At 29.9% G+C, this 12,999-nt stretch carries 12 protein-coding genes; 7 read left to right on the plus strand and 5 right to left on the minus strand.

Features of this window, described 5'->3' with window-relative positions:
• Positions 1–363 precede the first annotated feature (363 nt).
• Positions 364–1,860, plus strand: coding sequence for a C69 family dipeptidase (locus F1325_RS06715; RefSeq protein ID WP_160230153.1), 1,497 nt, complete (start codon positions 364–366; stop codon positions 1,858–1,860).
• Between the two features lie 79 nt (positions 1,861–1,939).
• On the opposite strand, the gene F1325_RS06720 is transcribed toward F1325_RS06715, so the two are convergent.
• Positions 1,940–2,836, minus strand: a complete 897-nt coding sequence (locus tag F1325_RS06720) for an AraC family transcriptional regulator (protein ID WP_109372802.1) — start codon at positions 2,834–2,836, stop codon at positions 1,940–1,942.
• Positions 2,837–3,215: 379 nt separating this feature from the next.
• Between F1325_RS06720 and F1325_RS06725 the strand changes: the two genes are divergently transcribed.
• The 4 genes from F1325_RS06725 (at position 3,216) to lpxL (ending at position 6,833) form a co-directional block, all read left to right on the plus strand.
• Positions 3,216–3,548 carry an MliC family protein gene (locus tag F1325_RS06725; protein ID WP_109372803.1) on the plus strand — a complete coding sequence of 111 codons (333 nt, stop codon included), beginning with the start codon at positions 3,216–3,218 and terminating at the stop codon, positions 3,546–3,548.
• Positions 3,549–3,986: 438 nt separating this feature from the next.
• Positions 3,987–4,844: an alpha/beta fold hydrolase gene (locus F1325_RS06730; RefSeq protein WP_109372958.1), complete on the plus strand. Its 858-nt coding sequence runs from the start codon at positions 3,987–3,989 to the stop codon at positions 4,842–4,844.
• A gap of 396 nt (positions 4,845–5,240) precedes the next feature.
• A complete protein-coding gene (gene cspE / locus F1325_RS06735) occupies positions 5,241–5,453 on the plus strand; it encodes a transcription antiterminator/RNA stability regulator CspE (protein WP_006537332.1) in 213 nt (70 codons plus the stop codon).
• Positions 5,454–5,903: 450 nt separating this feature from the next.
• Complete coding sequence (gene lpxL, locus F1325_RS06740) at positions 5,904–6,833, plus strand: LpxL/LpxP family Kdo(2)-lipid IV(A) lauroyl/palmitoleoyl acyltransferase (RefSeq protein ID WP_109372804.1); 930 nt, start codon at positions 5,904–5,906, stop codon at positions 6,831–6,833.
• A 426-nt stretch (positions 6,834–7,259) separates the two neighbouring features.
• Here the strand turns inward: lpxL and F1325_RS06745 are convergent, their stop codons facing one another.
• From F1325_RS06745 to F1325_RS19145, 3 genes are all read right to left on the minus strand, one after another.
• The gene (locus F1325_RS06745) at positions 7,260–7,571 is read right to left on the minus strand and encodes a hypothetical protein (RefSeq protein ID WP_109372805.1); all 312 of its coding nucleotides are present in this window, start codon (positions 7,569–7,571) and stop codon (positions 7,260–7,262) included.
• 1,050 nt (positions 7,572–8,621) lie between these two features.
• A complete protein-coding gene (locus F1325_RS06750) occupies positions 8,622–10,043 on the minus strand; it encodes an SMI1/KNR4 family protein (RefSeq protein ID WP_160230154.1) in 1,422 nt (473 codons plus the stop codon).
• Positions 10,044–10,431: 388 nt separating this feature from the next.
• Complete coding sequence (locus F1325_RS19145) at positions 10,432–10,593, minus strand: hypothetical protein (RefSeq protein WP_167392491.1); 162 nt, start codon at positions 10,591–10,593, stop codon at positions 10,432–10,434.
• 221 nt (positions 10,594–10,814) lie between these two features.
• Between F1325_RS19145 and F1325_RS06755 the strand changes: the two genes are divergently transcribed.
• Both F1325_RS06755 and F1325_RS06760 read left to right on the plus strand, forming a co-directional pair.
• The gene (locus F1325_RS06755; protein ID WP_160230155.1) at positions 10,815–11,750 is read left to right on the plus strand and encodes a 5'-nucleotidase; all 936 of its coding nucleotides are present in this window, start codon (positions 10,815–10,817) and stop codon (positions 11,748–11,750) included.
• Between the two features lie 222 nt (positions 11,751–11,972).
• Positions 11,973–12,152, plus strand: coding sequence for a hypothetical protein (locus F1325_RS06760; RefSeq protein ID WP_088493237.1), 180 nt, complete (start codon positions 11,973–11,975; stop codon positions 12,150–12,152).
• A 143-nt stretch (positions 12,153–12,295) separates the two neighbouring features.
• On the opposite strand, the gene F1325_RS06765 is transcribed toward F1325_RS06760, so the two are convergent.
• Complete coding sequence (locus F1325_RS06765; protein ID WP_109372808.1) at positions 12,296–12,811, minus strand: DUF1543 domain-containing protein; 516 nt, start codon at positions 12,809–12,811, stop codon at positions 12,296–12,298.
• Between the last annotated feature and the right edge of the window lie 188 nt (positions 12,812–12,999).

Consider the following 12,999-nt stretch of genomic DNA (forward strand, 5'->3'; position numbering starts at 1 on the left):
AAAACAATTAACAAAGGTTGTTATGGTATGTAATATATCGTTATTATCTTTAATATCAAAAACTGTTTTTATAAATAACGTAATTTTTAATCACATAATAAAAGGTTGTTAATAACAAATTATTTTTCCTTTTATTTGTATTTTAAATGAATCTTTTAATAAATCTTATTAATATTAATATGATGCATATAATTAATGTTTTTATTTTAAAATATAATGGTCATTGAGATATAAATCACGGAAACCCACGCTTTTTCATTGTTAATATTTTGCATCAAATTATCTATCTGGTTTTTTATTTTGACTCTAAAAAGATACTTAATTGATCTACAAATTATAAATAACAAGCAAATGGGGAGTTTTATGTCTTTATTCAAAAAGGGTATTATTGCCTTATCCGTTAATATTGCATTAGTTTCTTCAGCTTTAGCCTGTACAACGTTGTTAGCAGGAAGTGAAGCAACAAATGATGGTTCGTTGATTATTGCTCGTAGCGCAGATAGTGATGCATTAAAAGCACAACATTTTGTTATTCATCCTGCTAAATCGAATCAAACGGGTATTTACAGTACCAAAGAACATAACGGTGCTAATAATTTTACATATCCATTACCTAAGAATTCATTACGCTATACCACTGTACCGAATTGGAAAACACAACTTCACGGTGCAACGGGATTTAATGAACTGGGTGTGGGTGTCAGTGGTACTGAATCTATTTTTTCTTCACCTAAAGCACTCTCTTTTGATCCCTATGTTGAAGAAACTGGGATAACTGAAGATGATATTCCAGATGTCCTGCTTTCAAGAGCAAAAACAGCTCGTGAAGCCGTGGAATTATTAGGTAGTATTATTGAAAAGCAAGGTGCTGGTGAAGGATTTGGTGTTGCTGTTGTTGATAAAAATGAGCTTTGGTATTTAGAAACTGGAACTGGACATCATTGGATCGCACAAAAATTACCTAAAGATAAATACTTTGCAACAGGAAACCAAGGTCGATTACAACACTATGATATTAATAGTAATGATGTTTTAGGCTCTAAAAATCTCGTGGAATTTGCTGTTGAAAAAGGGCTTTATAATCCTGAAAAAGAAGGGGCATTTAATTTTTCAAAGGTTTATACACGAGATGACGAACGAGATCGTACTTATAATGATCCGCGAGTATGGATTATCCAGCAACAATTTAATCCATCATTAAAACAAGCTGTGGATGATGGTCGTAATTTCGCACCTTTATTAACGCCAGAGAAAAAAGTATCTGTTGAAGAAGCTAAAGCGATGTTACGTAATCACTTTGAAGGAACAGAGCACGACCCATATACCAATGGATTAAATGGTAAAGAGCCATGGCGCCCAATTAGTGTATTTAGAACTTATGAAGCGCATGTCATGCAAGTCCGTCCAGAACTTCCTCAAGAAATAGGAGAAGTCACTTATGTAGGATTAGGTATGGCGGATTTAACTGCATTTGTTCCGTATTACAGTGGATTAAAAGCTTATCCGCAACATTATGGAATAGGAAGCAATCAAGCAGATAATGATTCTATTTACTGGAAATATCGTAAGTTACAAACATTAGTAATGACAGATTATCCAAAACTCGCACCAATAGTGAAAAAAGCTTATCAAGAGTGGGAAGCAAAAACTGCATTAGAGCAAAAAGAAATGGAAGCTAAATATCTCACTATGGTGAAAACAGATAAAACTGGTGCAGATAAAATGCTTAATGAATTTAATCTACGAGTCATGACAGATGCTGAAAAATTAACTGAAAACTTAATGAATGAATTGTTTACAGTAAGAACAAAAGATATTCAAGACGATATTTTCTTTGCTAATAAGTCTAAGAAAGATTGATAGAAGAGAAGTATTTTAGATATCTATTTTAATAGAAAGATCCCAATTCTATTGGGATCTTTTTTGTAGATAAAACTTATTAAAGAACAGGAATATAGTAGCTAATTTTTTGTAAGTATTGTTCACTTTGTTCAAGTAATTTATCGTAACTCATAGATTTTTTCAGCGTATATTGTTCAATATCAGGGCCAGGCCTACGTAATAAATTCATTTTTGGTAATACTTTAGTATATACCGTGTAAATAATATCATCGTAACCTGTTAATGAGTCTAAAATTTCATCCATATCAAAAGTAATTGCTAAGTAATTACCACTAGGTAATTCTAATTGTGACATTGACGATAGATTAGATGTTGTTGATAATTTTTCTTTATCAACGGCGGTACTATAAATGTACATCGTATCTTCTAATGTACTCGCAGATGCTCGATGCATTGCATATAGCTCTGTGGGTATTGTATGTAGGTCCTTTAAAAATTTACGCCAAAATTCCTTTCTAAATTTTTTCTTGTCTGAATTCCACGTTGAAACAGGTTTGTTGTATTGGTGAGACATACCCGCTAATTTTAAGGAAGGAAAGGTAACGACTTCATATTTAGCACTAAGTTCAACAGTTTCTAGTGCAGGGAAAATCAGCTCACTAATATCCCAACCCGGCTTTTTTCTGTATTCGGAAGGCGTAATATTAAACTGTTTTTTAAATGCGCGACAAAATGTTTGTTGAGAGTCAAACCGATATTTCAATGAAATATCAAGCAGGCTACAACGCGTTATGCGTAAAGCATAAGCACCGCAAGATAAACGGCGGGCGAGTATGTATTTTCCTAAAGATATTCCTGTATATGCTTTAAATAAACGCTGAAAATGCCATTTTGTATAACCTGATTTTTCAGCAACAATATCCAGTGATAAGCTTGAATCAAGATTTTGCTCAATCCAAACAATAATATCTTTAACAACATTCTCTTGAAGCATGAATATTCCTATTCTTTTTCTCTATCGATATTTTTCAATAAGATCGACTTAATTTATTGAACTACAATAAATTTATATGTTCTAGGATAGTAGCATATCGTATAGTGATAATTACACTGAATAAAGTAAAATAGACAGATATTAATGTAAAGTTATGTATTGTAATTTGTTTTAATTTAAATTAATTTTAATTAAAAGGTTGCATTTTAACTCACTCATCAATGATTGATGACTTTTTATTAAAATTAATCTTAAATTAAAATATTCATATATATTTTTAGTCTTAAAAAATGCGGAGATATCCTATTTTATATTTAAAAGATAAAGCCTAGCCTAAATTAATTAGTAAAATCTTACTTGGTTATTTTAGGAGATGTAAATGAATAAGTTTTTTTCTATTTCTGCTATTGCATTAGTTTCTTCATTAATAACAGCTCCTGCTTTGGCAGCTAAAACGGATACTTATAACTGTGAAGGCCAAAAAATCAGGGTTTCTTTCCCTACTGAACAGCTAGCTGTTATGTATTACAGCGATGAAATTATTGTTTTAAAAGAAGCTATTGCGGCTAGTGGTGCTCGTTATGTTGGTGAGAATTTCCAAATTTGGGGTAAAGGCAAAGGTGAGTTTAATTTAGCAACGATTTCAGAAGATGATGCAGTAAATGGACGTGTTGCTGAAGATAAAGGACGTACTTGTAAATTAGTAAAATAACGTAGAAGTGAGTCATAAATAAAAAAATTAAATAAATATAGTAAAAATTGAAAATAAAAACGATTAGTATCGATAAAATAATAACGCATTTTTTATCACACAAATAAATTGGGCATAGGAAATAAATCATTTATAAAGACAGTGTTATTGTGATTTTCACTGTGGTGATCAATGGTAGGACTCTTACCTATTACGGCTAATTTGATTATACTAATAGAGATTAGTATGAAATCTACTTATTTTTATTTTTTTAAAACAAAAAATAAATTTAGGTTTATCCACTTATCTGCAACGAAACAAAATTTATTGCGAGTTTATATGAAATCTTACCCTTAGCTAGTCTCAACATTAATTTTTAAAAGCAAAACTTAAAAATAGACATTGCTGTGCAAATTGGCAGGTAATGTGTTATCAAAAATTAATAAAAGACAAAATTTAATGAAAATTAAAAACTCAAGAAAATATAATGTATCATTACCAGATAATAGAATTTTAACGTGGTATGAATCAGGTCCAGAGCAAGGTAAGCCAGTATTATTTTGTACTGGTGCAGGTATGAGTGGTTTATTAGGAGTCGAAGTTGACCTTTTAAATAAGCTTAATATTCGGTTGATTACACCCACTCGCCCTGGATTAGGCGATTCCACCTTTGATCCTCAAAAGTCGTTAAAATCTTTTTCTAAAGATATTTTATTTTTATTAGATCATCTTCGTATTAAAAATATTAATGTAATGGGGTTTTCACAAGGTGCTGTTTTTGCTATGGCTCTTTGTGTTTATTGTCATGTTGATAAATTACTTATTGTCGCAGGACAAGATCAATTTGACTATCCAGATACACAAAATAAGCTAACAGATGATGTTGTTAATATGCAACGTCAAGCTGTTGGATCACCAGATTCGTTAACCAGTTGGATTAAGCAAAATATAACAGCCAAGTGGTTAATGGATTTTATTCTAAATTATAGTGCCGATGTTGATTTGGCTATTTATAAATCAATTGATTTTCTCCCAGTTTATCAAGAATGTATGGTAAAAGCCTTTAAACAAGGCAATGATGGATATACTCAAGATTTGCTGATTACTATGCAACCTTGGGGATTTTCACCTGAAGAAATAAAGACACCAACAACCTTATGGTATGGTATGAAAGATACTAGTACAGTTCATTCTCCAGACTTTGGGGATTTATTATTTCAACGTTTTCCTAATGCTGAGCGGCATTTATGGCCTGAAGAAGGCGGTTCACTTCTATGGACGAAAACAGAAGAAATTTTATTAGAACTAGCTGATTAAGGTGATGTAGTACATTAATGATAGAGTAGATACTGGTTATCTTAAAAAAATAACAGTATCTACTTTTTTATTCATGTTCTTAAATTAAAATAATGAGATAGGTAAAATAGATAATTATTTTTATCTTATAATTATTTTCTAATTTGACGGGTGAAAAGTTTTTTTAAAATAAAGATGAAAATAATTTGCTATAAAATGAATTATATGACTTAATAGCGCCACTGGTTTGGAAGTACAGACCTATTTATGTTAGTGCAGTTTTAAGTAGTTCACCGTTTAGCGTTATCCATGATACCTCTTCGTTGCGAATTCCTTCAAATAGTGACCATAAGTAAAAATCCGAAATCAAACCGCAAACAATGCCTTATGGCAAAATAATTAATTAAAGGAAATCTTATGTCTAATACAATGACTGGTACAGTAAAATGGTTTAACGATGATAAAGGTTTTGGCTTTATCACTCCTAAAGACGGTAGCAAAGACGTATTCGTACACTTTTCAGCGATCCAAAGCGATAGCTTCAAATCTCTGAAAGAAGGCCAAGAAGTTTCATTTTCTATCGAAAATGGCGCTAAAGGACCAGCAGCAGCGAACGTAATCGCTCTGTAATTTACTGTATATATTGCTTAATGCAATATGGATACAAGTAAGATCTAAAAAACCTCACTTCGGTGGGGTTTTTTTATATCAATTTCTAGTATTATTTAAATTTGAAGTATATTTATTAAAGCGTATAAAAAATAGTTTTATTAAAGTTATGTAAGTATTTAATGTAAATTATTTAAAATTCTATAAAGTTATTTACTTTAATGCCTAATAATTTTTACAGATAAATAAATTAATGGATAAATTAATTCTTATAATGGCAAAATAAAGGCATTAAGACATTGCCTTTTCAATCAAAAGAAAGAAAAAAACTTTATTAGAATAAAAAATATCAGATAAATCATAAAAATAATTTAAGATAAAAATTAAATTAATATTTAGTGACTTATCTTAAACAATTGCTGTCTAATTTAATGTGGCTTAAATGCTTTTTAGTTCCTAAAGGACAAACTTGTGTACGCTAAAAATGTTTTCTCATTGCATCTATTACATCCAAAATATATCTTAACTTGGTTTGGTGTCTTTATTCTTTTTTTATTAGTACAACTTCCTTATGCTTGGTTACTTTTTTTAGGTAAATATCTTGGGTTGTTATCTCGTTTCTTTGTCAAAAGAAGAGTCTCGATCATAAAGAAAAATTTAGAATTATGTTTCCCTAATAAAGATGAAAATGAAATTAACAAGCTTGTTATGGATAATTTATCGTCACTAGGTGTCGCATTATTTGAAACGGGCATGGCGTGGTTTTGGAGTGACCGCCGATTAAAAAATCTCTTTGAAGTACAAGGGATCTCCAATTTTACTGATGCAAATGATAAAAAAGCTGGAATTTTATTAATTGGTATCCACTCTATGTCTCTAGAGCTGGGTGGGCGCATTATGGGGCTCTGTTTTCCTGTGAATGCGATGTATAGACCACATAATAATAAAGCGATGGAGTTTATCCAAACTAAAGCAAGATGCCGTTCAGATAAGGGCATGATAGATAGACGCAACTTAAAGTTTATGGTTATGGAGTTAAAAAAAGGGAAGGCAATTTGGTTTGCTCCTGACCAAGATTTTGGTTTAAAAGGTACAACATTTTCTCCATTCTTTTCTGTTGAAAAAACATCAACTTCAAAAGGAGTTGCTATATTAGCAAAACTATCAGGGGCACCTTCTTTAACTGTTACTTTGGTCAGAAATGAAAATCAGAAAGGTAAAAAATACAGTTTAATCATTGGTAAAGAATTGATTAATTATCCTTCTGAAGATATTCAAAATGACACAGATAGAATGAATAAGTTGATTGAAACCGAAATTATGCGAGCACCAGATCAATATTTATGGGCTCACCGCCGTTTTAAAACTCGACCAGCAGGTGAAGCCAGTTTTTATAATTAATTATGAATATATTATATAAAAAAAGACCAACACATGATGTGTTGGTCACAGTAAATACTGGAAGCAATGTGAGCAATGTCGTTGTGAAAAACCAAGTAAAACACTCAACTATTCACAAGGTAAAAGATAATCATTATCATTTGAATTGTCAACCCTAATATTTGTATGGATTTGGAAGATAAAGATAGGGGATACAAAGCAAAGATAAGAAGATAAAAAATTTTATAAATAAGTTAAAACAGAGTTAGCAGATATAGAAATAAACTATATCTGCCTAATATATTATAACCATAATAGAGAATACCATTTATATAATAATGAATTCTAACTCTTGGAAAATATATACTCGTTATTTAATAATAAATATTATTTCTATTTGATAGAATTTAATGTTTATTAAAAATATAGGATTTTAAACTTACTATATTAATTGTATACAATATCCATTATTCCTACATTTTCTTTGATCCAATTTATGCTCATTGAACCTTTATTTTCACCTAATTGAGCATTAAACATTTTATTGGGTTCGATTTTATGTAAAGTTTCTTCCATTTCAGTTCCATTCCAACAATTTGCTTTAAAAGTATTTCCTACTGAGTCGGTCATACAATTCCCCTCTACAATTGAACCTGTAAATGTAATTGTTCCTGAACCGATTACTTTATTATTATTTGCCATAGTTGGAGTTGATAATAAAAGTGCTAAACAAGTTCCGATAATAAAATTCTTTTTCATTTTATATTTCTCAAATATTCTTTCTTTGGTTAATTTCTTGATTTTTTTTCTGTGTACGATGAATAAATATCTTTTCGTACCGAGTTGATGGAAGAAATATTAGAGGAAAAAAATATATCAATCTGTAAAAAATCTTGATAGTTAATGACAGATAGATAAAGATTTATGAATGAATTTATGATTTTTGCAGTACACAACTATTAATATAAATTGATTGTTATTTATATAATTACTTGAAACTTAAGTATTAAATTTATTTTTGATTATTTTTGTTAATAAGTTAACTTTTTTTGATATTAGTTAAGTTACTTAATTTTTTAGTGATACATTTTGTCGTTAAAATAGAAAACTTATAAAATGAGTAATTTCAGAGTTCAAAAAAATTTGTCAAAGTATTACAAAGAAATGGTTATTAAGAATAAAAAAACCATCTTTATTCGATGGCTTTTAAATAGATAAGATAGAACTTGATATTGAAGGGAAGTAAATTATAGGTAATTGTCCATTGCAAAAGATATAACAAGCATAATATGTTTGTGCTATGGAAAAAAACAGGAAAGCACGTTTAGTTTGAAAATAGTGAGAGTTTAGCGATTGAGCATCTTAAGAGGATAATTGAGATAAAAATATCCCCGCACGAGGCGGGGGAAAAATTAAATATCTATCAGTGATGAAATACTGAAACCAATAGTAAGGGAAAAAGATATCAATCTGTAACAAACTTTAAAAAGAAATAATAAGAATAAAGTGAAGAGTTGGAATAATTTTCTGAAAAAATTAAATTTTGTTTGATTTTTTCTATTTAATTATTTGATTTTATTTGATTTTAATTTTCACTTAACAGTGAGGCTAAATGATATAAACTGAAATCATCTTGGTTTAACTATAAAGTTTGCATACATTTAGTTGAAAATTTTGATAATTTACTTCGTTGGTTAGAATAACAATATGCTTATTTATAATGAGATTGGAATTAAAAATAGACAATAATAAGATCTTATTATTGTCTATTTAAAAAAAATTAAAGAAAAATGTATATTTATCTGTTAGTTACCATTTTGTTACATCAATTTCATTGTTCTGATATGCCTTCGCAATATAAGAAAAGATATTGTTGCGTATATAAGGATTTATTTCTTTGGGATACATTTTCCAAGCTTGTTGTAAATAAGGTAACAACTCACTATCGATGTAATTTGAGCTCGATAATGCCTGAATTGCACCTAAGCAGATCTCTTCATTTTCGGAGATTGCGAGTTCATAAAATGCTGATGTTTTATCTTTTAAATTAAGATCATGAGAAGCTGCATAAATTGCACTTCTTATTATTTCTACGTTTGAGTGAATAAAGAAGGGTTGGAAATCTTCAACTAAAACAGCTTTTAATTCGGCCAAAGAGTAACCGATAAAACGCAATGTATCTTCGCTATTCGTTACTTTAAGAATTGGGAAAAGGTTATCTTTGAAAAGAGAACATTGATCTCTATATTTAAAGTAAATAATAGGAATAACAATGTCTGTTTTTTCATCAAATGGAGCAACTAAAGCTTGCTGAATATAAGGCAATGCTTGTTCTTTAAAATAAGAGGCTAAAACATTTAACGAAACTTTATATAACTCAATATCTTCAGTTTGCAGTTGTTGTTCTAGAAAATATAAACTGCTGTTGGATAATTCAGGTAACTTAGTTAATGAGTTGATAGCACTAATTTTTTTTGTAATATCTTTATTATTTTTGGCAAAATGAAGTAACGTTTCTTCATTACCTCCCATTCGATGACCAAACCAGCTTGTATCATAGCCTAAAATCACTTCATCTAACCAACGTTCGTACCACTGTGTAAATGAAGTTTCATAGGAAAATATGTAAGGAGTATCTGAATTAACCCAATCAGATGTATATAAAATATGACCTTTATATTTACCATTGACCACTAATAAAAGATCGTATTCACATCCACAAGTACCTAAATAAAGCGTACCTTGATGAATTCTATCGCAAATAATATCAAAGTCTTCATCACTACAGTCTTCGGGGACATGACAAAGTGCTTTCCACTCATCAATATTCATTTTAGGTTTAAGTAAGCAGGGTAATGCACAATTTTGTACACCATTTCTATCTATTGCGTCATCAAAAGCATATAGGCCATAGTAAGGGCCTGCACCACCATAAGAGCCTGTACCACCATTGCCAATTTGAGTTACAAAGGCGATATAATCTTCGGGAAATTCACATCCAGCCTTTGCTTGTAGCTGGTTAACTTTCTCTATTGAGAGTGGAGAGCTTAGTTGATATTTATGATTGTCAGCACCAAACTCCTTATATTCATGATCAATACTAGTTGCTAGTACTAATTTCTTACGGATACGCTCGATAGGATTATCTGCATATTTTTTATTAAGTTGTTCCCATTGCTGCTTTGGTGTTAGCTCTTTATTTTTTCCAATGATGGTGGAAATAAAACCCATGATTTAAAATCCCTATTGATGATATGGTTTAATTATAACGTATTGATTTTATGATCCTTTTTATATATTGATAACCAAATACAATATTACTATCTTACGTTAGATTCACTATAAACTATTTTAGCTTTAACAAGATAATAGTATTTTGAAGGAAAGTATGTCCTCCATTTAGGGTTAAGTGGGTTATGGAATAATACAGATAAAAAAAAGACCAACGCTAGGAGAGTTGGTCAATAAATACTAGAAGCAATGTGAGCAATGTCGTTGTGAGAAACTGAGTAAAATACTCAACTATTCACGAGATAAAAGATAATCATTATCATTTGATGTGTCAACCCTAAGAAAGTTGCGGTTATTATTTATTCACACTAAAAGTCAATAAATTATCTTACTTTATAGAAACTAAAGTTGGAATTTTATTATTAATAACAACAAGATCACTACTTTCTGATTTAGTGTTTATCGTATTCTTAACAGCATTCATTTTTTTCATTTTATTGACTAAATCTTTAAAATGCTGAGAGCGTAAATGTATCGTTTTCTTAACCATGAATTTTCTCCTTATGAATTGTAGTCATAACAATAATAAGGATATTATTTAAATGCAAATGATAATCAATATTATTTAAAGTGTGTGATTTGATGGTAAAGTGCTTATGTTTAGGTAAATACTACGATTTTATCTGCTTTTTTGCATAAGTTTTCTTATCTTCGCTCTCTTAAAAGAGTGATATTATGAATAATAAAAGGAACTAATAGAGGATTTTGGCGATGGCATATGATTTAACGAAGAGATTAGTCATAGGGCTTTCCTCTAGTGCATTATTTGATTTAAAAGAATCAGATAATATTTTTCGCACACAAGGAGAGGAAGCTTATCGAAAATATCAACATAAAATGCAGGATGTATCTCTAAATAGAGGTGTTGCATTTCCTTTTATTAGTCGGCTTTTGAAGCTAAATAATATTAGACCTGACGATCCACTCGTTGAAGTTATTTTGTTATCTAGAAATGATCCCGATACTGGATTAAGAGTGATGAATTCTATTGAACATTATAAGCTAGGGATCACCCGAGCCGTATTTCTTCAAGGAAAATCACCTCATATTTATATTCCAGCATTTGATATTGAGTTATTTTTATCTGCTGATCATGACGATGTTTTACAAGCAATTAATGCAAATTATCCAGCAGGACAGATATTAGAAGGCCATGTTAATGATGATGATGCCGATGAATTAAGAATTGCGTTCGACTTTGATGGTGTGATCGCTGATGATGAAGCAGAAGTTATTTATAAAACTTCAGGGGAGTTGTCTCAATTTCACATGCATGAAGCTAAAATGGTTGATGTTCCTCATAATACTGGGCCATTAAAAAAATTTTTACTGCGTATTTCTGATATTCAAAAATTAGAATTAGAAAAAGTAAAACAAGATCCTACATATATTCCATTGCTTAAGATCTCTATTGTTACTGCGCGTAATGCACCATCTCATAAACGTGTTATTAATACGATGAGAACATGGGGAATTTCTGTTAATGAAGCCTTTTTTATGGGGGGAGTAGAGAAAGCCAATGTTTTGAGAATTCTAAAACCTCATATATTCTTTGATGATCAAAAGCTGCATTTAAAATCATCATCTGAATTACCTTCTGTCCATATTCCTTTTGGAATAGCAAATAGAAAAATAGATAATAAATAATAAGTATTTAATTATTGAGTGTCTGATATATAGCATACACTCAATTTTTATTTTGTCTAATTATGTTTTTCCTTTAATTTAAATAATAACTTTATTAGAAACTGGATCTATTTTATAAAAGTAGTATGGTAGGTATTAAATAACTACTAAAAATTATAAATGATAAATATTTATAATTAATTTCAAGAGGTCTTAAATTTAATTTAAAGAAGGAAAATTGAAGTGGATAATAATCATAGATTTTTTTCTGACGAAGTGTGCCCTAAAACTGCATTATATGGTCAATTTTATGGTGATAATCACTATGCTGGCCGAGATTATGAGCGAAAAATATATTATGGAAATAAATTCCCAAAAACTAAAAAAGGTTTTTATTTTAAGAAATTAATGAATTTTAAATAATAGCAATACTAAGCAAGTAATATGGGATCATTTTAAATGTAGATATCAATATTTTTTAAATTGATACATATTTAAAAACAAGTTGATGATTGCGTAACTTATGAAATTTACTACGCTGAAAAATAACAGCGCAGTAAAAATTATTATTGAGTCTTTTCAATACCAATAGGTTGATAACCTTGCCATAAAGGTTTGAAATGTTCACCCGAATTATTTGGTATTAAATGAATGTAAAAATTACCGATTTTGCTTAATAAAATGCAATCATCAACATCTTTTAAATTGTCTTTATGTTGTTGCAGACTATTTACTAAAAGGGTCGCAATGGCCTTCTCTTTAGCTTCATTCGCTGATTTAGCAACAAATAAATCAAATTCATGCAATTCAGCGAGATTTGATGGATGATAGCCTCCCACATTAACAAAATATAAATTATCGTTACTATCGCTAGGTTTATCACTAAGAGTGATATTAAATCCATCAACCCAAGTGATTTCTGCATAACCATCAATATGTACTTTGTCTTTATCTCCAAACCATGCTTCTCTTAACGCAGCCCAAGCATCTGTAGGTTTTTCTGCCACAACAAATTGGATATCGTGAACTTCAATATTTGACTTACCGGCATTACCACCAATGTAGAACATAAATAACTTCATTGCTTTTCCAACTTTTTATTTTGTTATCGATATGTAATTTATTATATAGCCATTTTAGGAGCAAGTGTAAAATGAAACAATAGATAAGATCATGAGCGTGAATGTTGAGTATTAGTGCTTGATCATAATTAGAAAAACCTTCCTTATAGTTATAAGGGCAATCTGTTTTTAAATACTGCGTGTAATTT

It is taken from the genome of Proteus columbae, assembly GCF_009914335.1.
In the GTDB taxonomy this organism is placed as follows: Bacteria; Pseudomonadota; Gammaproteobacteria; order Enterobacterales; family Enterobacteriaceae; genus Proteus.

Excerpts from the sequence above, each read along its gene's own strand:
- cspE (WP_006537332.1), top strand. The coding sequence starts at position 5,241 with ATGTCTAATACAATGACTGGTACAGTAAAATGGTTTAACGATGATAAA.
- F1325_RS19145 (WP_167392491.1), bottom strand. The coding sequence starts at position 10,593 with ATGGTTAAGAAAACGATACATTTACGCTCTCAGCATTTTAAAGATTTA.
- F1325_RS06755 (WP_160230155.1), top strand. The coding sequence starts at position 10,815 with ATGGCATATGATTTAACGAAGAGATTAGTCATAGGGCTTTCCTCTAGT.
- F1325_RS06750 (WP_160230154.1), bottom strand. The coding sequence starts at position 10,043 with ATGGGTTTTATTTCCACCATCATTGGAAAAAATAAAGAGCTAACACCA.
- F1325_RS06715 (WP_160230153.1), top strand. The coding sequence starts at position 364 with ATGTCTTTATTCAAAAAGGGTATTATTGCCTTATCCGTTAATATTGCA.
- F1325_RS06765 (WP_109372808.1), bottom strand. The coding sequence starts at position 12,811 with ATGAAGTTATTTATGTTCTACATTGGTGGTAATGCCGGTAAGTCAAAT.
- F1325_RS06725 (WP_109372803.1), top strand. The coding sequence starts at position 3,216 with ATGAATAAGTTTTTTTCTATTTCTGCTATTGCATTAGTTTCTTCATTA.
- F1325_RS06720 (WP_109372802.1), bottom strand. The coding sequence starts at position 2,836 with ATGCTTCAAGAGAATGTTGTTAAAGATATTATTGTTTGGATTGAGCAA.
- F1325_RS06745 (WP_109372805.1), bottom strand. The coding sequence starts at position 7,571 with ATGAAAAAGAATTTTATTATCGGAACTTGTTTAGCACTTTTATTATCA.
- F1325_RS06730 (WP_109372958.1), top strand. The coding sequence starts at position 3,987 with ATGAAAATTAAAAACTCAAGAAAATATAATGTATCATTACCAGATAAT.